Annotated in this window: 24 protein-coding genes; 11 read left to right on the plus strand and 13 right to left on the minus strand. The window is 69.9% G+C overall.

Going from position 1 to position 26348, the window contains the following annotated elements:
- Nucleotides 1-17: 17 nt before the first annotated feature.
- Complete coding sequence (locus tag VNJ48_RS09105; protein WP_325601266.1) at nt 18-1415, plus strand: acyl-CoA dehydrogenase family protein; 1398 nt, start codon at nt 18-20, stop codon at nt 1413-1415.
- Nucleotides 1415-2629 (plus strand): acyl-CoA dehydrogenase family protein, encoded by a 1215-nt coding sequence (locus VNJ48_RS09110; protein WP_325601268.1) that lies wholly within the window; start codon nt 1415-1417, stop codon nt 2627-2629. Before VNJ48_RS09105 ends, VNJ48_RS09110 begins: the two co-directional genes overlap by 1 nt.
- A gap of 153 nt (nt 2630-2782) precedes the next feature.
- On the opposite strand, the gene VNJ48_RS09115 is transcribed toward VNJ48_RS09110, so the two are convergent.
- Nucleotides 2783-3067, minus strand: coding sequence for a YiaA/YiaB family inner membrane protein (locus VNJ48_RS09115; protein WP_325601270.1), 285 nt, complete (start codon nt 3065-3067; stop codon nt 2783-2785).
- Between the two features lie 97 nt (nt 3068-3164).
- Between VNJ48_RS09115 and VNJ48_RS09120 the strand changes: the two genes are divergently transcribed.
- From VNJ48_RS09120 to VNJ48_RS09130, 3 genes are read left to right on the plus strand one after another with little or no spacing between them, the layout of a single operon-like run.
- On the plus strand, nt 3165-4613 hold the full coding sequence (locus VNJ48_RS09120) for a pyridoxal phosphate-dependent decarboxylase family protein (protein WP_325601272.1): 1449 nt from the start codon (nt 3165-3167) through the stop codon (nt 4611-4613).
- A gap of 4 nt (nt 4614-4617) precedes the next feature.
- Complete coding sequence (locus VNJ48_RS09125) at nt 4618-5235, plus strand: hypothetical protein (protein WP_325601274.1); 618 nt, start codon at nt 4618-4620, stop codon at nt 5233-5235.
- Nucleotides 5236-5246: 11 nt separating this feature from the next.
- Entirely contained in the window at nt 5247-6683 is a 1437-nt protein-coding gene (locus VNJ48_RS09130; protein WP_325601276.1) for a GuaB1 family IMP dehydrogenase-related protein, read from the plus strand.
- A gap of 31 nt (nt 6684-6714) precedes the next feature.
- Here VNJ48_RS09130 and VNJ48_RS09135 read toward each other — a convergent pair whose 3' ends face one another.
- Nucleotides 6715-7293 (minus strand): LysR family transcriptional regulator substrate-binding protein, encoded by a 579-nt coding sequence (locus VNJ48_RS09135; RefSeq protein ID WP_325601279.1) that lies wholly within the window; start codon nt 7291-7293, stop codon nt 6715-6717.
- Nucleotides 7294-7333: 40 nt separating this feature from the next.
- On the opposite strand from VNJ48_RS09135, the gene VNJ48_RS09140 reads away from it, so the two are divergent.
- On the plus strand, nt 7334-7540 hold the full coding sequence (locus VNJ48_RS09140) for a hypothetical protein (protein WP_325601280.1): 207 nt from the start codon (nt 7334-7336) through the stop codon (nt 7538-7540).
- A 4-nt stretch (nt 7541-7544) separates the two neighbouring features.
- Here the strand turns inward: VNJ48_RS09140 and VNJ48_RS09145 are convergent, their stop codons facing one another.
- From VNJ48_RS09145 to VNJ48_RS09190, 10 genes are all read right to left on the minus strand, one after another.
- Nucleotides 7545-8273, minus strand: coding sequence for an FHA domain-containing protein (locus VNJ48_RS09145; protein WP_325601282.1), 729 nt, complete (start codon nt 8271-8273; stop codon nt 7545-7547).
- Nucleotides 8274-8282: 9 nt separating this feature from the next.
- A complete protein-coding gene (locus tag VNJ48_RS09150) occupies nt 8283-9575 on the minus strand; it encodes a VWA domain-containing protein (protein WP_325601284.1) in 1293 nt (430 codons plus the stop codon).
- Nucleotides 9568-10740, minus strand: coding sequence for a PP2C family protein-serine/threonine phosphatase (locus VNJ48_RS09155; RefSeq protein ID WP_325601286.1), 1173 nt, complete (start codon nt 10738-10740; stop codon nt 9568-9570). The genes VNJ48_RS09150 and VNJ48_RS09155 overlap by 8 nt, the downstream gene beginning before the upstream one ends.
- A 2-nt stretch (nt 10741-10742) precedes the next feature.
- Nucleotides 10743-13133 (minus strand): tetratricopeptide repeat protein, encoded by a 2391-nt coding sequence (locus tag VNJ48_RS09160; protein WP_325601288.1) that lies wholly within the window; start codon nt 13131-13133, stop codon nt 10743-10745.
- A 28-nt stretch (nt 13134-13161) separates the two neighbouring features.
- On the minus strand, nt 13162-14277 hold the full coding sequence (locus VNJ48_RS09165; RefSeq protein WP_325601290.1) for a hypothetical protein: 1116 nt from the start codon (nt 14275-14277) through the stop codon (nt 13162-13164).
- Nucleotides 14274-15266, minus strand: coding sequence for a glutamate ABC transporter substrate-binding protein (locus VNJ48_RS09170; RefSeq protein ID WP_325601292.1), 993 nt, complete (start codon nt 15264-15266; stop codon nt 14274-14276). The genes VNJ48_RS09165 and VNJ48_RS09170 overlap by 4 nt, the downstream gene beginning before the upstream one ends.
- Entirely contained in the window at nt 15263-16567 is a 1305-nt protein-coding gene (locus VNJ48_RS09175) for a hypothetical protein (RefSeq protein ID WP_325601294.1), read from the minus strand. The genes VNJ48_RS09170 and VNJ48_RS09175 overlap by 4 nt, the downstream gene beginning before the upstream one ends.
- On the minus strand, nt 16564-18066 hold the full coding sequence (locus VNJ48_RS09180; protein ID WP_325601296.1) for an AAA family ATPase: 1503 nt from the start codon (nt 18064-18066) through the stop codon (nt 16564-16566). Before VNJ48_RS09180 ends, VNJ48_RS09175 begins: the two co-directional genes overlap by 4 nt.
- Nucleotides 18063-18518 (minus strand): hypothetical protein, encoded by a 456-nt coding sequence (locus tag VNJ48_RS09185; RefSeq protein WP_325601298.1) that lies wholly within the window; start codon nt 18516-18518, stop codon nt 18063-18065. The genes VNJ48_RS09180 and VNJ48_RS09185 overlap by 4 nt, the downstream gene beginning before the upstream one ends.
- Before the next feature lie 85 nt (nt 18519-18603).
- Nucleotides 18604-19839, minus strand: coding sequence for a toxic anion resistance protein (locus VNJ48_RS09190; RefSeq protein ID WP_325601300.1), 1236 nt, complete (start codon nt 19837-19839; stop codon nt 18604-18606).
- 98 nt (nt 19840-19937) lie between these two features.
- Here VNJ48_RS09190 and VNJ48_RS09195 point away from each other — a divergent pair, with 98 nt between their 5' ends.
- Nucleotides 19938-20732: a matrixin family metalloprotease gene (locus VNJ48_RS09195; protein ID WP_325601302.1), complete on the plus strand. Its 795-nt coding sequence runs from the start codon at nt 19938-19940 to the stop codon at nt 20730-20732.
- Between the two features lie 87 nt (nt 20733-20819).
- On the plus strand, nt 20820-21017 hold the full coding sequence (locus VNJ48_RS09200; RefSeq protein WP_325601304.1) for a superinfection immunity protein: 198 nt from the start codon (nt 20820-20822) through the stop codon (nt 21015-21017).
- On the opposite strand, the gene VNJ48_RS09205 is transcribed toward VNJ48_RS09200, so the two are convergent.
- A complete protein-coding gene (locus VNJ48_RS09205) occupies nt 21005-21706 on the minus strand; it encodes an HAD family phosphatase (protein WP_325601306.1) in 702 nt (233 codons plus the stop codon). The genes VNJ48_RS09200 and VNJ48_RS09205 overlap by 13 nt on opposite strands.
- A 159-nt stretch (nt 21707-21865) precedes the next feature.
- On the opposite strand from VNJ48_RS09205, the gene VNJ48_RS09210 reads away from it, so the two are divergent.
- From VNJ48_RS09210 to VNJ48_RS09220, 3 genes are read left to right on the plus strand one after another with little or no spacing between them, the layout of a single operon-like run.
- Entirely contained in the window at nt 21866-22798 is a 933-nt protein-coding gene (locus VNJ48_RS09210; protein ID WP_325601307.1) for a phosphotransferase, read from the plus strand.
- A gap of 33 nt (nt 22799-22831) precedes the next feature.
- Entirely contained in the window at nt 22832-25288 is a 2457-nt protein-coding gene (locus VNJ48_RS09215) for an FAD-dependent oxidoreductase (protein WP_325601309.1), read from the plus strand.
- Nucleotides 25282-26100, plus strand: a complete 819-nt coding sequence (locus VNJ48_RS09220; RefSeq protein ID WP_325601311.1) for a GntR family transcriptional regulator — start codon at nt 25282-25284, stop codon at nt 26098-26100. The genes VNJ48_RS09215 and VNJ48_RS09220 overlap by 7 nt, the downstream gene beginning before the upstream one ends.
- Nucleotides 26101-26348 lie beyond the last annotated feature (248 nt).

Here is a 26348-nt window from a genome sequence, read left to right on the forward strand (position 1 = left end):
AGAGTTACATTTGCGGCATGTCGAGAATCACCGACCCCTTCAAGCGAGGCGCACCCGGGGCGCCAGCACCCCGTCGCAACCGTCGCCACGGTCTGGCCGCCCACGAGAGCCGCGACCCGATCGGGTTCGCGCTCGCCGGTCTGAACAAGCTGGCCCAGAGCGACCTCATCGACCGGGTCGGGCTGCGCAAGCAGACCGAGCAGCTGGTCTTCACCACGACTCGGAGCGGCTTCCGCACGGTCGCTGCTGCCGGTCGCGGCTTCGGCAGGGTTGCGAGCGCGTCCGGGCCCGGCACCCGTCCCATCAGCACCGGTAGCGGCGACGTCTTCGACCTGACGCCCACCGAGGACGAGCAGATGCTCGTCGACGTGGTCACCGACTACGCCACCGAGGTGCTCCGCCCGGCCGCCGCCGGGGCGGACGAGTCGTGCTTGGCGCCCCCCGAGGTGCTCGCCGCCGGGCTCGAGATCGGGCTCCCCATCCTGGGAGTGCCCGAAGCGCTCGGCGGCCTCTTCGAGGAGCGGTCCGCCATGGCGGGGACCCTCGTCGCCGAGGCACTCGGCAAGGGCGACATGGGGCTGGCGCTCGCCGCGATGAGCCCGGGCGCCGTCGCGACGGCCCTGAGCCTGTGGGGCACCGAGTCGCAGCAGCAGACGTACCTGCCGGCCTTCACCGGCCAGGACGTCCCGGTGGCCGCACTCGCGCTGACAGAGCCGATCGTGCTCTTCGACGTCCTCGCCCCCGCGACCACCGCGACCCGCTCCGGTGATGGCTTCGTCCTCGACGGCGTCAAGTCCGGCGTCGTCCGCGGGGCCGACGCCGAGCTCTTCGTCGTGGGAGCACTCCTCGACGGGACGCCGACGCTGTTCTTGGTGGAGTCCGGTGCCGAGGGGTTGGCGGTGGAGGCGGACCCCTCGATGGGCGTCCGGGCGGCGTCGCTGACCCGGCTGACGCTCGAGGGGGTTCGCGTGCCGGTCGAGTCCGTGCTGGGGGAGACCGACGGTTCGACGTACACCGAATGCGTCCGACTCTCACGGCTGGCCTGGTGCGCACTCGCCATCGGCACCGGCCAGGCCGTCCTCGACTACGTCACGAGCTACGTCAACGAACGCGAGGCCTTCGGCGAGCCGATCAGCCACCGCCAGTCCGTGGCGTTCATGGTCGCGGACATCGCCATCGAGCTGCAGTCGATGCGTCTGGTGACCTACAAGGCCGCCGCGCGGGCAGCTGCCGGCAAGGACTTCTCCCGGGAAGTCGCCCTGGCGCGCCACCTGTGCGCCAGCAAGGGCATGCGGATCGGCCTCGACGGCGTGCAGCTCCTCGGCGGCCACGGGTTCGTCAAGGAGCACCCCGTCGAGCGGTGGTACCGCGACCTGCGGGCCGTGGGGATCATGGAAGGAAGCGTGCTCGTCTGATGATCAGTCTCGAGACCCCCAAGAAGCACCGCGTGCTCGTCGACCAGGCCCACCAGGTCGCGATGAACATGCTGCGCCCCATCTCCCGCAAGTACGACCGGGCGGAGCACGAGTATCCCAAGGAGCTCGACATGCTGGCCGCGATGATCGACGGGCTCGCCGAGTCCGGGTCGTCGTCGGGAGCTGGCGCAGCGGGCGTACGCCGCGACGACACCGACGGCGACGACGGTCGCGTGCGCAACGGGACCAACCTCGCCTCCGTGCTGTCCGTCGCCGAGATGTGCTGGGGCGACACGGCCCTGTTGCTGTCCATGCCCAGGCAGGGTCTCGGCAACTCGGCCATCGCGTCGGTCGCGACCACGGAACAACAGGCTCGCTACGCCGGCACCTGGGCCGCGATGGCGATCACGGAGCCGAGCACCGGCTCGGACTCCGCCTCGATCACCACGACCGCGCGACTCGACGGCGACGAATACGTCATCAACGGCGAGAAGATCTACGTCACCTCGGGCGACCGCGCCGACAGCGTCGTCGTGTGGGCCACCCTCGACAAGTCTCTGGGGCGGGCCGCGATCAAGTCGTTCGTGGTCAAGAAGGGCAACCCCGGGATGAAGGTGGAGCGGCTCGAGCACAAGCTGGGCATCCGCGCCTCCGACACCGCCGCCATCACCTTCACCGACTGTCGCGTGCCCGCCGACGACCTGCTCGGCTCGCCCGACATCGACGTCAAGCAGGGCTTCGCCGGGGCGATGGCGACCTTCGACAACACCCGTCCTCTGGTGGCGGCGATGGCGGTGGGCTGTGCCCGTGCCTCGCTCGACCTCACGCGCGACCTCCTGGCCCGGGCCGGCGTCGAGGTCGACTACGACCGTCCGGCGCAGGTGCAGTCAGCAGCAGCGGCGAAGTTCCTCCAGATGGAGGCGGACTGGGAGGCCGCCCAGCTGCTGACCATGCAGGCGGCCTGGATGGCCGACAACCGCAAGCCCAACTCACTCGAGGCCTCGATGGCCAAGGCGAAGGCCGGCCGCGTCGGCTCCGACATCACCCTCAGCTGCGTCGAGCTGGCGGGCTCGCTGGGCTACAGCGAGGTGGAGCTGCTCGAGAAGTGGTCACGCGACTCCAAGATCCTCGACATCTTCGAGGGCACCCAGCAGATCCAGCTGCTGATCGTTGCCCGGCGGATCCTCGGCCTGTCGAGCGCGGAGCTGCGCTGAGGGGGTCGTTGGAGTCCCCGGCTAACCGGGGACTCCTGCACTTCATGACCGTTGCAAAGGCCGGGAAGTGCAGGACTTCGTCATGAAGTTCGCTGCGGACGCGTACGAAGCCCCTTCCGGAGCAATCGGAAGGGGCTTCGTCGTACGGCGGGGTCAGGCGGACTTGAAGGGGTCGTGCTGGGCCAGCACCTTGTCGAGTCGGGCGGCGTCGAGGCGGTGGACGACGGTGCTGTCCTCCTGCATGTCGCGCACCACCTTGGCGAGGGTGAAGGTCGACGTCGTCAGGTAGAGGGTCCCGAGGGCCAGGAAGCCCTTGACCCACGGGTCGGCATCCATGAAGTAGACCGCGACGAGCATCGCGAAGAGCGAAGCACCGAAGGAGATGGCGGCCTGGGCGGCGAAGGCGGTGGTGTTCTTGGCGGTGGTGGTGGGGTTCATGGCAGAAGCCTCGTTGCAGCCGCCCTCCGACGGACCTGTCGTCCTACCCGATCCTCCCTGAGTACCCCGGCTCAACCGCGGGCAGTACGTTCGGGCCATGAGAACGGACGGGCCAGCGGACGGGTCGCACATGAGTCCCGAGGAGTTCCGTCGGCACGGCCACGCGGCCATCGACTGGATCGCTGACTACTGGGAGGGGCTGGATGGGCTTCCGGTCCTGTCCCAGGTGACTCCCGGCGACGTACGCCGCAGGCTGCCGGCCGAGCCCCCTGAGGAGGGCGAGTCCTTCGACGCCCTCCTGGCCGACCTCGACGACATCGTCGTCCCGGGGCTGACGCACTGGCAGCACCCGCGCTTCTTCGCCTACTTCCCGGCCAACTCCTCACCGGCCGCGATCCTGGGCGATCTGCTCTCGAGCGGCATCGGCGCCCAGGGGATGATCTGGGCGACCAGCCCGGCCGTCACCGAGGTGGAGCAGGTCGTGGTCGACTGGCTCGCCCAGGCGTTGGGCCTGCCCGACCAGTTCCGGCTCACCGACTACGGCCAGGGCGGGGGAGTCATCCAGGACACGGCGTCCACCGCCACCTTCACCGCACTCCTCGCTGCGCTGCACTCCGCGACGAGCGGCACGGCCCGCGACAACGGTGTCGGCTCGACGAAGTGGACCGTCTACGGGTCCTCGCAGGCCCACTCCTCGCTGGTGAAGGCGACGATGATGGCCGGGCTGGGCTCTGAGTGTGTCCGCTCCGTCGACGTCGACCCCCAGACGCAGGCGATGGACGTCTCCGTGCTCGAGCGGATGCTCGCCGACGACATCGACGACGGCTTCACCCCGTTGTTCGTGCAGGCGGCTGTGGGCACGACCTCCACGGGCGCGATCGACGACGTCCAGGCCATCGCGGAGGCCATCGACGGCGTGGGCGTCTGGCTCCACGTCGACGCTGCGTGGGCGGGCGTGGCCGCCGTGTGCCCCGAGCTCCGTGACCGGATCCTCGGCGGAGTCCACCTGGCCCGGTCGATCGTGACCAACCCGCACAAGTGGCTCCTCACCACCTTCGACTGCAGCGTGCTGTGGGTGCAGGAGCGGTCGGCGTTGACCAACGCGTTGTCGATCACGCCCGAATACCTCCGCAACTTGGCATCGGAATCGGGGGCGGTCGTCGACTACCGCGACTGGCATCCCCAGCTCGGACGTCGCTTCCGCTCGCTGAAGCTCTGGGCGGTGCTCCGAACATACGGACTCGAAGGGCTGCGCGCCCACATCCGCCAGGGCGTGGAGCTCGCCGAGCACTTCGCCGGGCTGGTCCGCGACGACGAGCGCTTCGAGCTCGTCACCGAGCGGTCGCTGAGCCTGGTCGTCTTCCGGCTCGTGGACGGTGACGAGGCGACGCTGGCCGCGATGCACCGGCTCAACGCCAGCGGCACCGCCTACCTCAGCCACACCGTCGTCGAGGGACGTGCGGCGATGCGCCTGGCAGTCGGCAGCTGGCGCACCACCCTTGAGGACATCGACCGGACCTGGGAGGCGCTGCAACAGGCACTATGAGTGCATGTTGCTCTACGCAGACACCCCCGCCCGCCGTACCTTCCAGCTCGTCGCCGACCTGTTCTTCGTGCTCTGGCTCGTGCTGTGGGTCTGGGTCGGGCTCGCGGTCCACGACGGCACGATGGCGCTGGCGGCGCCGGGGCGTCAGACCGACGAGTCGGCGTCCGCGATGGCGGGCCAGCTGCGGGACGCCGGCGGCGCGCTGGACGACGTACCTCTCATCGGCGACGAGGTGGCCACGCCGTTCGACAAGGCCGCCGAGGCCTCCGACGGTCTGGCTGCGGCCGGTCGGTCCTCGGTGCAAGCCGTCGAGAGGCTTGCCTTCGTGCTCGGTATGTCGATCGCGCTGATCCCGATCCTGGTGGTGATGGCGTTCTACCTGCCGGGACGCCTGCGCTTCGTCCGGGAGGCCACCGCAGGCGCCAGGTTCATCGACTCGGTCGACGACCTCGACCTCTTCGCGCTGCGTGCGTTGGCCAACCAGCCCATGCGGGTGCTGGCGAGGGTGAGTGCCGATCCGGCCGGCGACTGGCGGCGCAAGGACCCGGTCGTGGTGACCAGGCTGGCGGAGCTCGAGCTGAAGTCCGTGGGTCTGAGGCCACGCCGGATGCCGTCGGCGTAGATTCACCTCCCGTGCGCTTCCTCCACGACGCGGCCCCGCCGCACGACCTGACCTACGACGACGTCTTTATGGTGCCTCGCTTCTCTGCGATCGCCAGTCGCTACGACGTCGACCTGTCCACCGACGACGGCACCGGAGCCACGCTGCCGCTCGTCGTGGCCAACATGACCGCGATCGCGGGCAAGCGGATGGCCGAGACGACTGCTCGACGCGGAGCGCTCACAGTGATCCCGCAGGACATCCCGCTCTCGGTGGTGGCCGACGTGGTGGGGTGGGTCAAGCAGCGTCACCACGTCTTCGACACCGCGATCGAGCTGGACCCCACCCAGACCGTGGCAGAGGCGATCTCGTTGATGCCGAAGCGCGCGCACCGGGCGGCTGTGGTTGTCGAGGACGGCAAACCGGTCGGGGTGGTGACCGAGCAGGACTGCGCCGAGGTGGACCGCTTCGCCCAGGTCGGTCAGATCATGAACCGGCAGGTCGTGACGGTGGCCCACGACGCCGACCCGCGGGCCGTCTTCGAGGCGCTGGACCGCGCCAAGGAGTCGCTCGCGGTGGCGGTGTCGCCGACCGGCGACCTGGTGGGCGTGCTCACCCGGCTCGGTGCCCTGCGAGCGACGCTCTACACGCCGGCGGTCGACGACGGCGGGGGACTGCGGATCGCGGCGGCCGTGGGCGTGAACGGCGACGTGGCCGAACGCGCCGGCCGCCTCCTGGAGATGGGCGTCGACACCCTGGTGGTGGACACCGCCCACGGTCACCAGGACCGGATGCTTGAGGCGCTGAAGGCCGTCCGCGGCCTGGATCCGAATGTGCCGATCGCGGCCGGCAACGTCGTCGACGGCGCCGGCACGGACGCCCTGATCGACGCCGGTGCCGACATCGTCAAGGTCGGCGTGGGGCCGGGCGCGATGTGCACGACCCGGATGATGACCGGGGTCGGGCGGCCGCAGTTCTCCGCGGTGCTGGAGTGTGCGACCGCGGCCCGAGCCAGGGGCAAGCACGTGTGGGCGGACGGCGGAGTGCGACACCCTCGTGATGTCGCGCTGGCCTTGGCTGCGGGAGCAAGCTCGGTGATGGTCGGCTCGTGGTTCGCAGGGACGCACGAGTCTCCCGGGGACCTGATGCACGACTCCGACGGCCGAGCGTTCAAGGTGAGCTTCGGGATGGCGTCGGCCCGCGCGGTGGCCAACCGCACCTCGGCCGAGTCCGCGTTCGACCGTGCCCGCAAGGGTCTCTACGAGGAGGGCATCTCGTCCTCACGCATGTATCTCGACTCCGCTCGCCCGGGCGTCGAGGACCTGATCGACCAGATCTGCTCGGGCCTGCGGTCCTCGTGCACCTACGCCGGCGCTTCCAGCCTCGCAGAGCTGCACGAGCGCGCACTCGTGGGTGTTCAGTCCGCCGCTGGCTTCCACGAAGGAAAGCCCTTGAGTCAGTCCTGGTGAGCAAGTCAGGGCGTTGGTTGCGGGGGAACCGCTAGCGGGAGCTGTTGACCGATCGTCCCCGGACCACGCCCACGAAGGCCTGGGTGTCCTCGCCGTCGCGATCGAGAAGCCAGACCAGCGCGATCTGGGTGGAGTCGAGGTCGCTCACCGGTCGCTGGACGACGTCCTTGCGCTGGTGGAGGCGGGCGATCGACATGGGCATGATCACCACGCCGGTGCCGGCCGCCACCGTCTCGATGGCGTCCTTCTCCGACATGGGCGGCCAGTCGAGCTGCTCGACGTCCGGGTGCCAGCCGCTGGAGTGCGGTCGGACGAGCTGCTCCTCGCTGAGATCGGCCAGCGCGACCTCGTCCGCGGCTGCGATGAAGTGCTCCGAGCTCGCGACGACGACCGGCACTTCGGCGTACAACGGGATGCAGTGCAGGCCCTCGCGGTCGACGGGCAGCCGCACCAGGGCCATGTCGACGGCGCCGTCGCGCACGCCGTGCTCCTGCTCGGTCTCGACGACCGGCACCAGCTCCAGGGGCTCGCGGCGGCGATCACGCCAGGCGCGCGCCCACTTGTCCGGCGTCGCGCCGGTCACGAAGGCGACGCGGAACGGAGCAGGCATGGTGCTAGCCTCCCACGCTGGTCCGGGTTACGGTCGTTGGGTGATGACGGGGATCGCAGTGGCGGCGCTGGCGTGGGCAGTCGTGTCGTGGGCCACCCGCCGACGGCGTGATGACCGGGACCTGCAGTTCGCCCAGCGGGATCTGGGGGCTGCCCAGCCGATCGCCGGCGTGAGTGGGCTCGGCGAGGCCCCGGTCCGCACTCACCACCGTCTGGGCACGGGGGGCCAGCGACGCCACCGCTGGTGACTGCTCAGACCTCGCCGGGAGCGGCCTTGCGGATGACCAGCCGGGTCCAGGCACCGAGGTAGATCCGGTCGCCGGTGCGGACTTCCTGCTTCTGCCCGGGCGCCACGGGCGTCTTGGGCAGGGCGTCCACCGCGCCACCGACGTAGGTGCCGTTGGAGGATCCGAGGTCCTCGACCCACCAGCGGCTGCCGTCCGTCGTGAGCTGCGCGTGGCGCCGGCTGATGCCGGTGTCCGAGCTCAGGTCGATGTCGGGACTGATGTTGCGGCTCCGGGAGGCCCGTCCGATCAGGATCGAGGTGTTGCGCAGACCCACCACGAGCGGCAGCCCCGGTGAGGGCAGGGGATCGGTGCTCTCCTGGTCGGCATACCAGTCAGGATCGATCCACACCTCGGCCACCCACGCCGCCTCCAGCGGTGGCGAGATGTTGGTGGCCCCGTTGGGGGCCCCGGAGTCGGTGGGGTCCGCGGTCGGGACGGCGCCGGGCGGCTCGAGGGGTTCGGCGCGGCGTGGCAGGGACCCGGTCGTGAAGTCGTAGCCGCACGACTCGCAGAAGAGTGCGTCGGCGGAGTTGGCGGCCGAGCAGTGGGGGCACGCGGTGCCGGCGGGCGTTGCGGGCGTGGCGGGGGTGGGCCCGGACGGAGCCTCGTCGGGCTGAGCCGGATCGGGTATGGCGACGCCGCACACGTCGCAGTAGTCGGTCGACGCGGAGTCGTGGCCGGCAGGACACTTCACGAGCGCCACCTACTTCTTGATCCGGGTCGTCTTGGTCGAGGCAGTGTCCAGGGCCATCTCGTCGGCCTTGTCCACGGTCCGCTTCAGGCGGACGGTGCCTTCCTTCTCGTCGTCCACGTCCACGACCTTCTTCAGCCGCGTCGTCGCCTCGGCGTTGCCGGTCTCGGCCGCGAGCTGGACCGCGCGCCCGAGCTTGGTCGTGGCGGTGGCGTCGTCGCCCGCAGCCTTGGCGGCGAGACCCTCCTGGATCATCGAGGCGAGCTCGACCTGACCGGTGTAGTGGGCCACCTGCTTGTCGATCTTGGCCGTCAGCTCGGAGTCGTTGGACCAGGTCGCCTTCACCAGTCCCTGGGTCACGACGTCGTCGCCGAGGGCGAGCTGCACGCGCGCGGCCAGCTGCTCCTGGCCCACGGCCTTGGCCGGCAGGCGTACGGCGACGTGGTAGTCGCGCGACTCGTCGCCCCATGCGCCGGTGGGATAACCCCCGGTGAGCGGGTTGACGGTGGTGCGTCGGTCGCTGAGGTCCTCGACGGTCGGTGCCACCTGGCGCACGAAGAGCACCTGCGCACCCTGCGGACTCCACACCCGGAGCTGGGCGTCGGCCACACCGCGACCCATGGCCGTCTGCATGATCGCCCGGAACTCCTCCCGCATCTCGCTGGGGGACGGGATGATGTCCACGGTGCCGAGGAGGGCCTGGGCGACCCGGCGAAGCTCCTCCACCTTCCAGTCGGTGCCCGCGCCGCGACAGTCGCACTGGAAGTAGCCGGTGGCCCGCTGGATGGCAGCGTCGAGACGCGCGGGCTGTTCGCCGTTCTCGCCGTCGGTCAAGAGGATCGCGTGCCGTTGGGTGACCTCGGGCACCGAGGCGAAGACGCTGCCCGCGAGGTCGAGCCAGGAGCCGATCGCGGTCCCCCCGGAGGCGCGGAACTGCGAGATCGCGAAGGCCGCCTCCTCGCGGCTCTGGGCGTCCATGACAGCGAGGGCGGCTCCCTCCTCGACGGCGGGATAGGCCAGGAAGGCACTGTCGGTGCCGGCGATGACGGCGAACCGGGTGCCGTCGACGATCTCGGCCAGGGCTGCCTGGGCCGCGTCCTTGGCGCCTTCCATCGTCTCGTGGCCCATCGACCCGGAGGTGTCGACGATGATGATCTCGCCGGCGGTGCTCGACCCGACGGCGCCCGTTGCGGACCGACCAGCCGTGCCCGCCCCCGTGCACGTGATCGTGACGATGGCGTTGACGTCGGTCCCGCCGTCCGGCAGGAACTCGTTCTGGTAGACGGCGGCGGCGAACTCAGCCATGTGGCTGCTCCTTCTGGGTCGTGGTCTGATCGGCATTCTGCACGAGCACGGGTCCCGGGACCCGGGCGAGCACGGTGGTGATGTTGTCCTGGCCCCCTTGCCCGTTGGCGTAGTCGGTGAGTGCGAGGGCCAGCGCCGCAGGGTCGTCGGTCCCGGCCGCGCGCATCTGCTCGACCAGCTGAGCGGGCTCGGAGGCGTAGTTCCAGAGCCCGTCCGAGCACACGAGCAGCCAGCCCGGCTCGGTGATCCTCAGCTGTCCGACCATCGGCGTGTGGTCCTCGCTGTCCTTACCCAGCCACTTGGTGATGGCGTGTGCCTGGGGGGAGGACTCGGCCTCCGCCCGGGGCGTTCCGGCGGCGATCATGCCCTGGGCGGCGGAGTCGTCGACGCTGAGCTGCACTCCCGGAGAGTCGTCAGGGAGCCAGTAGCTGCGCGAGTCACCGACGTTGGCGAAGCTCACCACGTCGCCCTCGAGCACCGCCGTGCTGAAGGTGGCCGACGCGGGGTTGGCGGCCTCCGGGGTCGCGGCAGCCACCACCTCGGCCTGCGCCGCCTTGACGGCGTTGGTCAGGACGTGGGTCACGGCGGCGAGACGCGAGTCATCGGTGCCGAGGCCGTCGGGGAACGGTACGGCGAGCACGGCGAGCGCGGCCTTCGCGCCGGCCAGTGAACCGACCTGCGAGTCGTCGGTGTTGGAGACCCCGTCGAGCACGACGAGCACTGCCCGCCGGTCCGCGGCGCTGCCGTCGGGGCTGGCGCTCATCGCCATGGCGTCCTCGTTGCGGTGGTGCCGGATGCCCTTGTCGCACACGCCGGCAACCCAGGGTGAGGGCTGCTCACGGAAGTGGTCGCGGGGGCTGAGCGCCTTGAGGCCGCACTGCTCGCAGTAGCCGTCGGGACCGATCGCCCCGCCGCAGCTGGCGCACGCGACCGGCGCCGCGCTCTCCTGCACCGCAGCTGCCGAGTGGTTGCTCGTGGCGCTGGAGATGGGTCCGCTGCCGAGGTCCTCGATCGGACTGCTCTCGCCAGCGGCGACAGCTGGGGGCGCGGTCGGGGCGCCGGAGACCAGGACCTCTGCAGACAGGGCAGTGCCGCACTCTTCACAGAAGTTCGACTCGCCCGGCGCCGGAGCGCCGCAGGAGGGACAGGTTCGGGGTTCAGTCATGCTCACACCAGCGTCCGGTTGCGTACGGCGTTTGCCTCGTTGACCAGCAGGACGCGGTCACCGAGGTTGTCGGCCTCACGGGCCAGTGCACGATAGGCGTTCTCCAGCGCGTCGCGCAGGGCGTCCTCCCTGGCCTCCACGCCACCCACGGTCGGCCGGGCCGTCCCCGCGGGGACGCCGGCACCCTTCGTGACCGAGTCGAGCGCGTGACGGAGGATGCGCACGGTGTAGCGCTGGCGCTCGCCGGGGTCCATGCGGACCGACGCGATGCTCGTCAGTGCCTGGTCGAGTACGGCGAGGTCGTCCTGCGACCCGGCCAGGAGCACGTCGGCCCGCAGCTGCCGGCTCTCCGGGTAGCCCCGGCTGGTGGTCGGCACGAGGTCCAGAGCGCGTACGGCACCAGCCGTGTCACCGGCTGCGGCCCGGACGCGTGCCATCCCGAAGGCGGCGGGTGCGGCGTAGGCAGCATCGGTCGCCGCGCACGTCGCGTAGAGGCCCTCGGCGATCTCGGGCAGCCCGCCGTTCTCACAGGCGATCGCCAGGGCCAGCTTGGGGCCGAGCTCACCGGGGACCTGGCGGTGGACGGCACTGAAGGCAGCCTTGGCAGCCTCCCAGTCCTCCTCCTTCATCGCGGCCAGCCCGTCGAGCCACAGGGCCCTCCAGTCCCAGGGGTCCTGGGTCAGGAGCTGTGCGGTCGACGCCGTGGCGGCCGCTGTGTCACCCAGCGCGATGGCCGCGCGGGCGCGTCGGAGCAGCACCTCGGCCGACTCCTCCGGGGCCTGCTCCAGGGCCTTGATCAGCTCGGCAGGCTCCGCATCACCCACGCTGGTCAGCCAGGAGTACTGCGGGTCCGAGGGGTCCGGTCGCAGGTCGGGCAGCTGGGACCAGTCCAGGGCGGACGCAGAGGTGGCCGGTGCCTCGAACACCGGTGAGGCGGCAGAGGTAAGGGCAGTGCCGGAGGTCTTCGCGGCCACCACCTCACGGAGCACCCCCAGGAGCTGGGTGCGCAGCTCCTCGGCTGACCCGAAGCGATCGGCCGGATCCGGCGCGCAGCACTTGGCGATGAGCCAGTAGAGCGAATCGTGCATCTGGAACAGCGGCGTCGACTCAGGAGGGGGCAAGGTGTGCAGGTAGGTGCCCTGGTAGCCGCGGAACTCCATGCACAGCACCACCAGCGTCCGGCCGATCGTGTAGATGTCGGAGGCGATGCTGGTGCCGACCACGGGCACCTCGGGCGCCTGGTAGCCGACGGTCCCGAAGATCGCCGAGTCCTCGTCGGTGATCCTGCGGACACCCCCGAGGTCGATCAGCTTCACAGCGTCACCGACCTGGATCAGGTTGTCGGGCTTGAAGTCGCAGTAGACCAGGCCCAGGTCGTGGAGATAGCCGAAGGCGGGCAACACCTCCAGGATGTAGGCCAGGGCCTGATCGACGGGCAGTGGGTCGTAGACGCCGTTGTTGTCCTTCATGCGCCGCTTGAGGATCTGCTTGAGCGACCGCCCGCCGACCCACTCCATCACGATGTAGCCGGCGCCCTCGTGGGTGACGAAGTTGTAGATCTCCACGATGAGCGGGTGCTCCACCTGCGCGAGGAACTGTTGCTCGGCGATGGCAGCCGCCAGCGCGTCGGGGTCGCCGGAGTTGAGCAGGCCCTTCAGCACGACCCAGCGGTTGGACACGTTGCGGTCGCGGGCGAGGTAGATCCAGCCGAGGCCGCCGTGGGCGAGGGCACCGGCGACTTCGTACTGCCCACCGACGAGGTCACCCGCGCCGAGCTTGGGCGTGAAGGAGAACTCCTGGCCGCACTTGGGACAGAAACCCTCGGACCGGCCGGGCTGGTCGCCCTTCGACCGACCGATCGGGGAGTCGCACTTGGAGCAGGTGCGTTTGTCCTCGGGCACCGAGGGGTTGGGGATCACGGCTTTGAGGGCATCGACCGCCGGGGCGGCCGGCACGACCGTGAGGCCGGCGCCGAGGCGGGCGGCACGCATCCGCCGGGAGGCCGATCCCGAACGGCGCGTGGCGCTGGTGCCGGCGCGGGTCGAACCGACGGCGGCGGACTGGATCCGACTGGCTGACGTCCTCGCCGACCCCGTCCGGGTCGACATGGGGTCGCTCTGGGACGAGGCGGCGACGGCTGCCGAGGCACCTGTCGCGGGCGAGCCGCAGACGTCGCAGTAGCCGTCGTCGATCGTGCCGGTGCACCCGGCCTGGCCGCACGGCTGCCCGTCGAGGGTGGCTGCACTGCCAGGGCCTCCCGCGGTGGTCGAGGGCGGGGCCGGCGACGAGGACGGGGACGGGGAGACCGAGGCCCCCGGTGTGGCCGACATCCCGCAGACGTCGCAGTAGCCGTCCTGCACCGAACCGGTGCAGCCGGGTTGCTGGCACTTCATGCGCACTCCTCGGTGAGACAGACGTCGGTCATGATGCGGACTGCTGGTTGAGCAGCTGGGTGAGCCAGGACTGGTAGGTCGACACCAGCGCGCGAGCCACCGGCACGGGGGTCGGCTCGCGCGCCAGCACCTCACGGGCCTGGGTCTCGCTCGTGGCCAGGTCGTCGCGGCCGGCCAGGCCGTGGGCGTCGGCCTTGGCGCGCAACGCGTCGAGCAGGTCGACCAGCTGCGCGCGGTCGGCCAGCGCTGCGGCGTACGCGCTCTCGGCAATGCCCAGCGCTCGGCCGACGCGCTCGAGTCGGTTGCGGTAGTCCTCGATGGCGGCCGGCGTGTTGGGCACCGGACCCAGCGCCTCGACGTCCGGCACGGCGTATCGCGGCGCCGGGTCGACGGTCCGGACACAGCGCTGCGCCACTGCGACGACTGCAGCAGCCCGCGTGATGAGCTCGGCGCGCAGCTGCTGGACAGCGCGCAGCTCGCCGCGCGCGGTCCGACGCTGAGAGTTGCCGACGATGAGGTCGCGCTCGAAGACGCTGGCGGCCTGTTCGAGCGGCGGCAGCAGCCCGCCCACGTCTGCGCCACGCTGGGCACGCTCCGTGATGTCGTCGAGACGGCGATGGAGGCGTTCGAGGGTCTCCCTGGCCTCCTCGCGGGTCGAGCTCGGCTCGAGGGACACCTGGTCGCGCACGCGCTCGAGTCCGGCTCGGAGCGACTTGATCCGGGCAGCGCTCGCGTCGGCGCCCGGCACGAGTGCCAGTCGGTTGCGCACCTGACCCACCAGGGCGTCGGAGAGGCGGCATGCCTCGGGCAGTGACACGGCCAGCCCCGCACCGAGGTCGCCGTCCAGTCGGCCCCAGACGAGTGTGGAGAGTCGCTCGGCCTCGACCGGTCCGACCCGCCCTCCGTCGAAGGTGGCGTTGAGCAGCTGGTAGCGCTGCTGGACCGCCTGCCAGACCGCCAGTGACAGCATCATGTCGGAGGCGATCTCGTCTCCTCGGCCAGCGGCCAGCGCCGCCTCGTCGAGATGGTCGAGCTCGGTGCGGCGCGCCCGGACCCAGTCGTCGAGGTCCAGCAGGAAGGTCTGCGCCTCGGCGGGCGTGAGCGGCTGCCCCAGGCGGCCGGGCGCGGTGGGGGCTGCTGTCATGGGCGCCGGCCGTAGACAGGCGTCGGTTGGGTGGCATCGACCTGGAGCGAGGGCTTGAGCCAGCGGTCGTACGACGCCTGCCACGACCCGTCGGCGCGCATGCGCTCGAAGACTCCGTTGATGAACTTCACCAGGTCTCCACGCTGGGCGTTGACCCCGATGCCGTAGGGCTCCTCGGTCAGCCGCTGCTTGGTGAGGACCTGGGCATACGGGTCCTGCGCTGCGAGACCTGCGAGCACGGTGTCGTCGGTGGTGATGGCGTCGGTCTCGCCGTTCTGGAACTTCACGAGGCAGCCGGTGTCGTTGCTTGCCGTCACCGGGATCGCCTCGGGCGCCAGTTCCTGGATGTTCTCGATGCTGGTGGTGCCGACCGGGGCGCAGGCGCGCCTGCCCGACATGTCCTCGATCGACTTGATGCCGGAGCCCTTGCGCACCAGCAGCTTCTGGCCGGAGCGGAAGTACTCGGCTGAGAAGGCGATCTGCTGCCAACGGGTGCAGTTGATGGTCATGTTGCGCGCCACGATGTCGATCTCGTCGGCCTGCAGCAGCGGGATGCGGTCCGCGGCGGTGATGACGCGCAGCTGCACGTGGCCCTGCGCCTCTCCGAAGATGGCGGCGGCGATGGCGTTGACCATGTCGATGTCGAAGCCCTCGATCGTGCCCGTGAACGGGTTGCGGGAGCCGAGGAGGTAGTTGTCCGCGGCGACCCCGGCGACGAGGTAGCCGCGGGCACGGATCCGCTGCAGGGACGCTCCCTGCGCAGCGCCGGCGTCGGGGCCGTAGGACTGGGTCGCCGTGGTGGCGTCGCAGGTCGGGGGCGCGGCCGGCGCGGACTGTTCGACGGGTGGTTCGTCTGCTCGGGGAAGTGGCGTCGCGTCGTAGCCGCAGGCCGTGACGGCCAGCATCGCGAGTGCCGAGAGTCCGAGTGCCGACGACCGGCACGCCCGGGCGAGCGTCATTCGCCGCGCGGCGGCCAGGTGGCGGTTCATGCGTACTCCCTACGACGCTGGGCGATACCCCAGGTGGAGAGGCCGGCAGCACCGAGCCCCAGAAGCAAGGTGAGGGCGGCCAGGACCAGGAAGATGCTGTTGCCCGACCGGAGCTCGTCCGTAGTGGCGGCAGCCGCCGTGCTGACGGCCTGCTGGGACGCCTGGTCGAACGTGTCCAGGGCCGCCGTGGGGCCGTCGGGGTCCACTGTCGTGGCCAGGGCGACGGCTTCGTCGTACTTCCCGCTCTCGTCGAGCTCGACGACGCGGACGTGGAGGCCCGAGTAGGTCTGCCACAGCCTCAGCGTGTCCAGAGAGGCGTTCTCCTCCACCCTCTGTGCCGCCGACTGCCACCCCTCCTCGAAGACGGCGCCGGAGCCCTGGGCTCCGAGTCGACGGCTCTCGTTGGACTTCGCGTCGTTGGCGGCGGTGCGGGCTCCGGCCTCGGCGACCGCGACGCGGTAGCTGCCGTCCCGGAGCTCGCTATTGGCGTTGTCCTGGCTGGAGCTGACGACGACAGCGATGAGTGTCAGCAGCGCGACCAGGACGAAGGCCCCGGCGACACCCACGTTGAGGAGGCGGTTGAACACCTTGGAGAGATTGCGGTTGACCCACCAGAGCACCGCCATCGCCGCCACCCCGGACAGGAGCACCAGCAACGGGTCCTGGGCGCTGAGCTCGTCCTCGGCCCGCTGTGAGTTCGCGTCGGTCAGGGCCTGCATCAGCGGCTGGACGTCGGTGCGCAGCTGGTCGCTGGCGCCGCGGAGGTACTCGGCACCCACCGGGAAGCCCTGACGGTTGTTGTCGCGGGCCTGGGTGTTGGTGGTCGTGTAGCGGTTGACCGCGGCATTGAGGGCTGCCAGCACCTCGCGGTCTGCCGGCTGCGCCTCGGCGGCGTCAGCGATCAGCCGCGTGACCTGGTCGATGGCGTCGTCGTAGGCCTGCCGCTGCTCGGGCGGTTCGAGCCCTCCCACCAGGAAGCTCGTGGTGGCCAGCGCGTCGGCACGGAACAGGGTGGACTGGATGTTCTGGACCCGGACCAGCTGCTCGGTGTTGTCGGCGGCCGCCCGGTTGGCCTGCCAGCCAAGGACCTGCAGGAACGCGGTGAGGAACGCGAAGAGCAGACACGCAGCGACAGCGATGACCTGCCACTGGTTGAGCAGCCGGGGGACGTCGCGGGTCGCAGGACCGTAGTTGGCGGCAGTCGCCGGCGCCCCGGTCGTGGCACCCGGCGCGGTGCCTCGGGCGGTGCTCGGTGTCGCGGGCGCCGGTGCGGTCGCTGCTGCCTGGTGTGCCTGGGTCATGACTGCTCCTCCGGAGTGTCCTCGAACGGCTCGACCACCACAGGCGGCGCCGCCAGGTCGTCGGGCTGCAGCTCGCGCAGCTGTTGGAGCGTGGGCGCGTCGGTCTCGCGGAGCCGCCAGGCGTGGCGACCGATCGCTGCTTCGAGCACGTTGCGGACATATCGCGCGTTGCCGAAGGACGGTCCGCGCTCGACCTTCGCGAGGAGATCACGCAGGCGGGCGAGCACGCCCTCGCTCGCGTCGTACTGCGCATCCGAGGCCATCACCTCGAAGATCTCCACCAGCTCGTCGTCGGTGTAGTCGGGGAAGTCGATCTCCGTGCGGAAGCGGCTCTCCAGTCCGGGGTTCTGCCCGATGAAGACGGCCATCGGCAGGGGATAGCCGGCCACGATGACGACGAGGTCGCCCCGGTGGTCCTCCATCTCCTTGACGAGCGTGTCGATCGCCTCCTGGCCGTACTGGTCGCCCGCCAGCGAGTAGGCCTCGTCGATGAACAGCACACCGCCCAGAGCGGACTTGATCACGTCGGACGTCTTCATCGCGGTCTGGCCGAGGTATCCGGCGACGAGCTCGGAGCGGTCGACCTCCACCAGCTGACCCTTGGAGAGCAGGCCCAGAGCGCGGTAGATGCCGGCGACGAGGCGGGCCACAGTGGTCTTGCCGGTCCCCGGGTTGCCGTTGAAGATCAGGTGGCGGGTGATGGTGAGCCCCTCGAGGCCCGCCTCGGCGCGCAGTCCCTCGACGCGCAACACCGCAGCCTGGCGGTGGATCTCCGCCTTCACGTCGGTCAGGCCGACCAGCTCGTCGAGCTCGGCGAGGAGCTCCTCGACGGTCTTGACGGGCGGCGCCGTGGCCGCGGGCTCGACGGGGGTGGACGAGGGCGGTGCGGGCGCGGTCTGAACGGGAGCCGGCTCGCCGGTCGTGGGTGCGGTGCCGGAGTCGCTGGTGTGCTCGAGCACGCTCGGGTCATGGAGGAGGGGCGTCCCCTCGAGGGCGGCGAGCTTGTCCCGCACGATGCGGCTCTGCTCCAGCACGTGCTGGAGGAAGTGGTCGGCGACGCCCGGGACGTGTTCGCGCGCAGGTGTCGACTGGCGTGGTGAGGCCTGCCCCGGCGCCCCGAGCTGGGCGGCCGCGGCCGTGGCAGCGTTGCCGATGCTGCGGGCGTTCTCCTCGCCGAGGAGGCTGCCTGCCAACGCCACGTCGGAGAGTGCATGGGCGTACGCCGCAGCGTCGGCCGAGCCGGCCATCGCCAGCGACGCCATGGTCGGTGTCTGGGCGACCCGATAGCGGCGACCACGCGAGGCAGCGGTGGTGAAGTCCTCGGCGGAGCTGTGTCCGGTCTCGGCGCACCAGTCCAGGTAGGCGCCCGGGGAGGGCTCCGCGACGGTGGCCGCCAGTGCTTCGCCCTCCGCGCGGGCGACCCGGGGGTCAAGCCCTGCGGCGGTGGCGAGCGTCGTCAGGGCGGCGAGCGCCTCGCCCAGCGTGACTGCGGTGTTCATGCGGGTCCCAGGGTGAGGTCGGGGCCGTCGGTGGGGTGACCGAACTTGGCCTGCAAGAAGTGCCCGTGCGCGATGAGCGCCTGGGCGTCGGAGCGGGTGGCGGCGTCGAGGATGGCGTCCATGGTGGCGGCGAGCAGCTCGAGCTGGTCGATCAGGACCATCAACGCGGTCTTGTAGCCGTCGATCGGACGGGTGTCGGCCCATTCGCGCGGCAGTCGGAGGTAGCCCCCGAGCGCCTCGGGGAGGTAGTCGGTGGCTGTGGCGACCACGGAGTAGGAGTCGAGGCTTCCGTGGCCGAGGTTGCGAAGCCGGGGAAGGGTGTCGGTGATGAGCCCGGCGATGCGGTGGACGCGGGAGACCACCACCGGGGGAGCGTTGCCGTCAGCAAGCATCTGCTCGACCCGCGCCAGGGCGGCGACGATGTCCGCCTCCGTCGGTGCAGGAGGAGACACGGGAAGCGCGTCCTTGTCCGACGGTGCTCGCACCCTGTCGAACCACGACCTCAGCCCCACCGGTCCACTCGTTCCTCGGACCGGCTCACGCGCGACGAGGCAGCTCGGTCAGGTCGAGGGAGCCTCCCGCGTTGCGAGCGTCGTGGGCGCGGACCCGGTCGAGGTAGGACTTCGACTTCTCCACCTCGGTCTCCAGCACGCCGATGGTCTGCGACATCGAGTCCAGTGCCTTGACCTTGAACTCGTCGATGGAGTCCATGGTGGCGTAGATGTTGGCGAAGGCGGCCTGCAGGTCCTCCATGTCGATGGTGGACGACGCCGCCTGCTCCTGGATCGCCGCGGAGTTGTCCTTGAGCATCTCCGAGGTCCGGCGGATCATGCCGGAGGTGGTGCTGTTCAGAGCGGTGATCTGCTCGAGGACGAGCTTCTGGTTGCCGAGTGCCTGGGCCACGATCACCGCAGTGCGCAACGCGGAGATCGTGGTGGTGGAGGCACGGTCGACACCCTTGATCAGCTCGATGTTGTTCTTGATGATCACGTCGATCGCCAGGTAGGCCTGGATCGAGACTGCCAGCTGGGTCAGCAGGTCCTGGTGCTTCTGGCGCACATAGAACAGCACGTCCTTGTTGAGGGTGGCAGCCGCTTCGGGGTCACTGACCTGCAGCTCGGCGATCCGCGCCGACAGCTTGGCGTCGAGTCGCTCTGCGACGTACACGTATTGGTTGAGTCGGCCCATGGCGGACCACAGGCTCGTCTTCTCCAGGTTGAGCGCGACGTTGTCCTTGGTCAGCTCGTCCTGGCCGCTGCGCAGGCTGTGCAGGATCGCGTTGAGCTGCGACTGGGAGGACTGGTACTTGCGGAAGTAGTCCTCGACCTTGTCCATGAAGGGCAGCATCTCGATCCACCGGGATACGCCCGTCGCAGCGCTGGGGTCGAGGTCCTCGACCGTACGCCGCAGCTCGAGCAGCGTCTTGCCGACGGCCGACCCCTCGGCGAGCCCACCCTCCTGCAGCGCGCGCACCGGCTGGTCGAGCATCCGGTTGGAGGTCTCGGCAGCCTGACGGATGTCGGCGTCACCCATCGTCCGGACGTTCTCGGCCTGCTTGGAGAACTCGGGACTGCCCGGCGCGGTCGACGACAGGGCGTGCAGGAAGTCCTCCACCTTGGCGTCGAGCTGGGGGACCACCTCCGCCGGGACCTGAGGGGCCATCCTGGGCGCCTGGGTCTCGGCCACCACCGCAGGGGCCTCCGGCGCGGTCAGCGTCAGCGTGGCCTCGGGTGGTGCGAGTGGGGCGGGTGCGGCGGAATCCGACGTGCTCATGTGCATCTTCCCCTCGTCGGCCCCACCGAACGTGAGGCCCCTGGGCAGACACTATCCACGTCTGGCCCCCTCGGCTCGTCGGGATAGGCTCGAATCCCATGGATCAGCCCTCCCAACACACCCTGCCCACGGCTGCGGAGCTCGGCGTCAGCGAGGGGGAGTACGAGCGGATCCTGCGCGACCTGCGGCAGCGGTCCGGGAGTGATGAGCCGCCCGCCGCAGTCGCCTCGCGTCGACGCCGTGCCGGCTGGTTGCCCCTCGCAGTGCTGGCGTTCGTGGCCGCGGCCGTCTCATGGTCGCTGACTCCGTCGGATCCGGAGCCCACCTATGCGTTCATGCACGAGGTGGACGGACGGCCGATCACCTACACGTCGTGCGGCCTGATCCAGGTGGCCGTCTATCCCGCTGGGGGGCCGCCCAACGCCGAAGAGCTGGTCCGTGAGGCGGTGGCAGAGATGCGCAGCGCGACGGGCCTCGACATCACCGTCGTCGGAGCCTTCGGCGGCCACGCACCCAACTGGAACTTCGAGGCAGGCCCGGTCCATCGCGACGACCCGATCAGCGTCTCCTGGCAGGACGGCGAGTCGATCGCCGAGCTGACCGAGCACACTGCGGGGCTGGGAGGGAGCCGGACGATCGCCGGCCCCGACGGGACCCAGCGGCTGGTGGCCGGCACCATCGCCCTCTCTCGCGACTACTACGCCTCGCTGACCGAGAGCGGTGACGACGACGAAGCGCTCGCGGTGCTGCTGCACGAGTTCGGCCACGTCTTCGGGCTCGGCCACGTGGACTCGCGAGCCGAGCTCATGGACGCGAGCAACAGCAGTCGCACCTCCTTCGGCAAGGGTGACCTGCAGGGGCTGCGCCTCCTCGGGCAAGGGCCGTGCCAGTAGCCGCGAGATCCTGGGCGGATGTTGCGGTCGGGCCCACCATCAGGCGTATGACGCACTACATCACCGACCAGAAGGCACGCCCCGTCAGTGCAGGTCATCGCCGTGCTCGTCTCGGTCCCGACTCTGGGCTACATGTTGCCCTGGATGATCGCCGCGCTCCGAGGGACGTCGAACCACTGGGATGTCTTCTGGCTGAACCTGCTGCTGGGCTGGACGGTGCTGGGCTGGGTGGCCGCTTTCGTCATGTCTGTCCTGCCGCACCGCATCGCGGGCTACGTCCGGTAGAAGAGGTCCGCGCTCAGTCGTCGCGTCGTCGCGACTCGCTCGGCCAGCACCTGGGGTGACGGATGGTCCCCGGTGACCGCGATGCAGCGCATGCCGGCAGCGAGAGCCCCACGGATCCCCGGGACCGAGTCCTCGAAGACCAGGACGTCCTCGGGCTCGACACCGAGAAGCGCGGCGCCCTTGAGGAATCCTTCCGGGTCGGGCTTGCCCCGCTCGACATCGTCCTCGGTCACGAGGAGGCCGATGTGGTCGCCGGTCGAGCAGCTGCCCAGGACCGCCAGGACGTCCGCTCGCTGCGCCCCGGTCACGATGGCCATGGGAACGGACTCCCGGGCCAGGTGCTCGACCAGCTGGGCCGCGGAGTCGGTGATCGGCGACCGGGCGGCCACCTGCTCGACGTACCGCTCCCTCCGCTGGGCCAGCAGATCCTCGACGAGGTCGGAGTCATCGCCCCGGTGCTGGCGCACGGCCATCTCGATGATCTCTCGGTCACTGTGTCCCAGGAGTCGGTCGGCGTATTCGCGGGGAGTCATCTGCCAGCCGAGGTGGCGGTCGAACAGCTCCGTGAAGATCCCCAGCAGGATGGGCTCGTCGTCGGAGAGGGTCCCGTTGAAGTCGAAGATCACAGCCCGGCCCGGTCGCGCGCTCCACGCGGTCACCACCTCGCTGACCGCTGGGGACGCAGGCACGGGACGGACCTCCGGAGGGAGAGTGGGAAGCAAGAGCTGCGGAGAAGTCTAGTCCTTTGTCGGCTTGTGTCTAGACCTTAGGTGGTCTATCGCCTAGGGTCGTCCACATCACATTTCGACTCGGACCGTGCACTGCGGTCCGCCTCGCCGAGGAGTCCGATGGCAGCCGACGGTCTGCAGGTGCAGGACGAGGAGCTCGAAGCGCTGCTCGACCAGATCCCTGCGCTGTCGGGACGACCCCGGTCGATCACTGAGCTCTCGGGCGGGCTGACGAATCGCAACCTCAAGGTGACGACGCCGGCCGGCAGCTTCGTGGCCCGGTGCTCTGCGCTCAACGCGGACGCCCTCGACATCGACCGCGACGTGGAGCACCACAACACGTGCGCTGCCGAGAGGGCCGGGGTCGGTGCTCCCGTGGTGGACTACCGGCCAGATCTCGGCGTCCTGGTCATCGGCTTCCTGGAGGGGGTGACCCTGAGCAGGGAGTCCTTTGCCAACACCGGTGTCGTCGAGCGAGTGGCTGCGTCCTGCCGGCAGCTGCACGACGGTCCGAGGTTCGAGGGCACCTTCGACATGTTCGAGCGCCAGCAGGCCTACCTCCGGACCGTCCAGACCAATGGGTTCCGCCTCCCGCCGGGATACCTCGACCACGCCGAGGTCCTCAGCCCGATCCGGCAGGCCCTCACCGTCCGCGACGAGGGCACCGTCCCGTGCAACAACGACCTCCTTGCGGAGAACTTCGTCGATGACGGCAGCAAGATCTGGTTGATCGACTACGAGTACTCCGGGAACAACGACGCGGCGTTCGAGCTCGGCAACATCTGGGCGGAGTGCCGGCTCAGCCTCGACCAGCTCGAGGCCCTGGTGACGGCCTACTACGGCCGGCCGCGCCCGTCCAAGGTCGCCCGGGCCAGGTTGCAGGGCATCGTCGGCCAGTACGGCTGGACCTTGTGGGGTGCGATCCAGGACGCAGTCAGCCCCGTCGACTTCGACTTCTGGCAGTGGGCCCTGGAGCGCTACGACCTGGCCACGAGCCAGATGCGGGGACCCGACCTCGAGTCCCTGTTGGAAGACGTGCAGCGGGCGGACTGAGCCCGCGAGGAACACCGAGCCGAGGATGCAGAGATGCCGAACAGCCTTCCCAGCCGTGCCCAGGTCGTCGTCATCGGCGGCGGTGTCATCGGCACCAGCGTCGCCTATCACCTGACCAGGCTGGGGTGGACCGACGTGGTGCTCCTCGAGCAGGGGCAGCTGTCCTGCGGTACGACCTGGCACGCCGCCGGGCTCGTGGGTCAGCTCAGGGCGTCCGAGAGCGGGACGCGACTCGTCCAGTACTCGACCCAGCTCTATGCCGAGCTCGAGGCGGAGACCGGGCTCTCTGCCGGCTACACGCAGTGCGGTGGTGTCACGGTCGCGCGCACCGAGGAACGGATGACCCAGCTGCGCCGTACGGCCGCCACCGCTGATGCCTTCGACATGGAGTGCGAGTTGCTCACGCCCGGCGAGGCGCAGGAGAAATACCCCGTCATGCAGGTCGACGACCTCGTCGGCGCGATCTGGCTGCCCGGAGACGGGAAGGCCAACCCCACCGACCTCACGTCGTCGCTGGCCAAGGGTGCGCGGCTGCGCGGGGCCCAGGTGTTCGAGCGGGTCCGGGTCACGGGAGTCCTCTCGGAGCGCGGTCGTGTCACCGGTGTGGAGACCGACGCAGGGACCATCGAGGCCGAGGTCGTGGTGAACTGCGCGGGCCAGTGGGCGAAAGCGGTGGGAGCTCTCGCCGGGGTCAACGTGCCGATGCACTCGGCGGAGCACTTCTACGTCGTCACCGAGAGCATCGAGGGCGTGCACCGCGATCTTCCGGTGCTGCGCGACCCCGACGGCTACACCTACTTCAAGGAGGAGGTCGGAGGGCTCGTCGTCGGAGGCTTCGAGCCCGAGGCGAAGCCGTGGGTCGCCCCGGACCAGCTGCCGTATCCCTTCGAGTTCGCTCTCCTCGAGGAGGACTGGGACCACTTCGCGATCCTGATGGACAACGCGCTCCTGCGCATCCCCGCGCTCAACGAGACGGGCATCCGCAAGTTCTACAACGGGCCCGAGAGCTTCACGCCGGACAACCAGTTCATCCTCGGTGAGGCACCCGAGCTCCAGAACTTCTACGTCGGGGCCGGCTTCAACTCCGTGGGCATCGCGTCTGCGGGTGGGGCCGGCCGGGCGCTGGCCGAGTGGATCGTGGGGGGAGAGCCCGCGAGCGACCTGACGGCGGTCGACATCCGTCGGTTCGCCCCGTTCAACGGCAACGTCACGTGGCTGCACGACCGGGTGAGCGAGATCCTGGGCCTGCACTACGAGATCCCGTGGCCGAACCGGGAGATGCGCACCGCCCGGCCCTTCCGCCGCTCGCCGGTCCACCACCTGCTGGTCGAGGCCAACGCCAACTTCGGTAGCCGGATGGGCTGGGAGCGAGCGAACTTCTTCGCACCCGTTGGTGTGGCTGCAGAGATCGAGTACTCCTGGAGCAAGCAGAACTGGTTGCCGTGGTCGGCCGACGAACAGCGGAACACCCGCGAGAACGTCACGGTGTTCGACCAGACCAGCTTCTCGAAGTACGTGGTGAAGGGGAGGGACGCCGAGAGCGCTCTGCAGTGGTTGTGCACCAACGACGTCGCCGTCGAGCCGGGCACGTCCGTCTACACCGGAATGCTGAACAGCCGTGGCACCTACGAGTCCGACGTCACCGTCACCCGGCTCGCCCACGACGAATACCTCATCGTCTCCAGCGCAGCGACCACCGAGCGGGACAAGGACCACATCCGCAAGCACATCCCCGCGGGCCTCGAGGCGACGCTCTTCGACGCCACCTCCAGCACAGCGGTGTTCGGAGTCATGGGCCCTCGCTCCCGCGACCTTCTCACCCGGGTGAGCCGGGCCGACTTCGGCAACGAAGCCTTCCCCTTCGGTGCCAGTCGCGAGATAGACCTGGGCTACTCGACCGTCCGCGCCACCCGGATCACCTATGTCGGCGAGCTCGGCTGGGAGCTGTACGTCCCCGTGGAGTTCGCGGTCGGCGTGTACGAGCAGCTCCTCGAAGCAGGTCGCGAGCTCGGGGTGGCTCGAGGTGGCTACTACGCCATCGAGTCGCTCCGGCTGGAGAAGGGATACCGCGCCTTCGGTCGCGAGCTCACTCCGGACCACAACCCGGTCGAGGCCGGCCTGCAGTTCGCCTGCAAGCTGAAGACCGACATCGACTTCCTGGGCCGGGAGGCGGTCGAGGAGGCTCGAGCCGCTGGACCACGACGGCGTCTGGTCGGACTGCGAGTCGGCTCCTGCGACCCCATGCTGTGGGGCGGTGAGCTCGTGTTGCGCGACGGCGTGGCCGCCGGCCAGGTGACGTCCGGAGCGTGGGGCGAGGCCACCGGAGCGTGCGTCGGTCTGGCGTACGTCTGGGATCCTGCGGGGGATCCCATTGACGCCGCCTGGATCAAGGCCGGCAGCTACCAGGTGAACGTGGGCGGGGAGCTGCACCCCGTCGAGGTCTCGCTCAAGGCGTGGCACGACCCCACGAACGAACGTGTCCGATGCTGACGATGGAGGACGAGGTCTTCTCGCCTCTCCCTGACCTGATGGGGGCGACGGGCCTGCCTGCCCACGCTCGGATCAGCGGCTGGCTCGAGCAGTTGATCACCTCCCGCCAGCTGCCAGCGGGGACCAGGCTGCCACCTGAGGTCGACGTCGCAGCCGCCCTCGGCGTCAGCAGGATGACGCTCCGGCAGGCGCTGGCCTCCATCGAGGGCAAGGGTCTCCTCGAGCGTCGGCGCGGCCGCCTCGGTGGCAGCTTCGTCGCACAGCCGAGGTTTGACTTCAGCCTCTCCGAGCTCCCGGGTTTCACCGAGCAGATGCGCCGCGCCCACGTCGAGGCCGGCGCGCACATCGTGCAAGCCCTCACGCGCGCTCCTGCGCCGGACGTCCGGGCCGCGCTCCAGCTGCGCCGGGGCGATGATGTGCACGAAGTGCTTCGCGTGCGTTCTGCCAACGGCGATCCGATCACGCTGGAGGAGACCTACCTGCCGGCGGCCGTCTTCCCCGGGATGCTGGAGCTCGACCTGGGCGACTCGTTGTACCGCGTCATGGAGCGCGAATACGGGCGATCGCCATACTCGGCGGAAGAGGTCATCGAGCCCGTCAAGGCGAGCACGCAGCAGGCCCAGCTGTTGGGCGTCGCGAGGGAAGACGCGCTCCTGCTGGTCACCCGGACGTCGTACGCCGCTGACGGCCTGCCGGTGGAGTTCGCGCGCGACTTCTTCCGACCGGACCGGACCCGCATCGTCGTCCACACGCAGGTCGATCAAGGGTTCACGCTGGGAGCCTCGTCCACGGAGGGCGCCGCAGCGGACTGAAGCTTGCTCGGCCCGCTGCTGAAAGGAAAGGAGGCGCGCGGGAGGCTTCCCAGCGGCCTCGACGAGGTCGACGTGCACGGAGGAGTGCGTTCCGGATGTTGCTCCTACCGAACGTGTCCTACCGTTGGTAGGATGGACCGATGGCGCAACCACGAAAGACCTCAAGCAAGGCCACGAGTAGTCGCAACACGACGGCTCGGAGCACAGCGTTGCCCAGCAGCAAGGCAGGCAGGTTCAGTAAGGCGGTC

Origin of the sequence: Nocardioides sp. (assembly GCF_035576065.1) — a bacterium.
GTDB lineage: Bacteria > Actinomycetota > Actinomycetes > Propionibacteriales > Nocardioidaceae > Nocardioides.

Bases quoted from the DNA above. Each gene is read 5' to 3' on its own strand.
- VNJ48_RS09105 (WP_325601266.1), top strand. From the start codon at position 18: ATGTCGAGAATCACCGACCCCTTCAAGCGAGGCGCACCCGGGGCGCCA.
- VNJ48_RS09110 (WP_325601268.1), top strand. From the start codon at position 1,415: ATGATCAGTCTCGAGACCCCCAAGAAGCACCGCGTGCTCGTCGACCAG.
- VNJ48_RS09115 (WP_325601270.1), bottom strand. From the start codon at position 3,067: ATGAACCCCACCACCACCGCCAAGAACACCACCGCCTTCGCCGCCCAG.
- VNJ48_RS09120 (WP_325601272.1), top strand. From the start codon at position 3,165: ATGAGAACGGACGGGCCAGCGGACGGGTCGCACATGAGTCCCGAGGAG.
- VNJ48_RS09125 (WP_325601274.1), top strand. From the start codon at position 4,618: ATGTTGCTCTACGCAGACACCCCCGCCCGCCGTACCTTCCAGCTCGTC.
- VNJ48_RS09135 (WP_325601279.1), bottom strand. From the start codon at position 7,293: ATGCCTGCTCCGTTCCGCGTCGCCTTCGTGACCGGCGCGACGCCGGAC.
- VNJ48_RS09150 (WP_325601284.1), bottom strand. From the start codon at position 9,575: ATGGCTGAGTTCGCCGCCGCCGTCTACCAGAACGAGTTCCTGCCGGAC.
- VNJ48_RS09155 (WP_325601286.1), bottom strand. From the start codon at position 10,740: ATGACTGAACCCCGAACCTGTCCCTCCTGCGGCGCTCCGGCGCCGGGC.
- VNJ48_RS09160 (WP_325601288.1), bottom strand. From the start codon at position 13,133: ATGAAGTGCCAGCAACCCGGCTGCACCGGTTCGGTGCAGGACGGCTAC.
- VNJ48_RS09165 (WP_325601290.1), bottom strand. From the start codon at position 14,277: ATGACAGCAGCCCCCACCGCGCCCGGCCGCCTGGGGCAGCCGCTCACG.
- VNJ48_RS09170 (WP_325601292.1), bottom strand. From the start codon at position 15,266: ATGAACCGCCACCTGGCCGCCGCGCGGCGAATGACGCTCGCCCGGGCG.
- VNJ48_RS09175 (WP_325601294.1), bottom strand. From the start codon at position 16,567: ATGACCCAGGCACACCAGGCAGCAGCGACCGCACCGGCGCCCGCGACA.
- VNJ48_RS09180 (WP_325601296.1), bottom strand. From the start codon at position 18,066: ATGAACACCGCAGTCACGCTGGGCGAGGCGCTCGCCGCCCTGACGACG.
- VNJ48_RS09190 (WP_325601300.1), bottom strand. From the start codon at position 19,839: ATGAGCACGTCGGATTCCGCCGCACCCGCCCCACTCGCACCACCCGAG.
- VNJ48_RS09195 (WP_325601302.1), top strand. From the start codon at position 19,938: ATGGATCAGCCCTCCCAACACACCCTGCCCACGGCTGCGGAGCTCGGC.
- VNJ48_RS09210 (WP_325601307.1), top strand. From the start codon at position 21,866: ATGGCAGCCGACGGTCTGCAGGTGCAGGACGAGGAGCTCGAAGCGCTG.
- VNJ48_RS09215 (WP_325601309.1), top strand. From the start codon at position 22,832: ATGCCGAACAGCCTTCCCAGCCGTGCCCAGGTCGTCGTCATCGGCGGC.
- VNJ48_RS09220 (WP_325601311.1), top strand. From the start codon at position 25,282: ATGCTGACGATGGAGGACGAGGTCTTCTCGCCTCTCCCTGACCTGATG.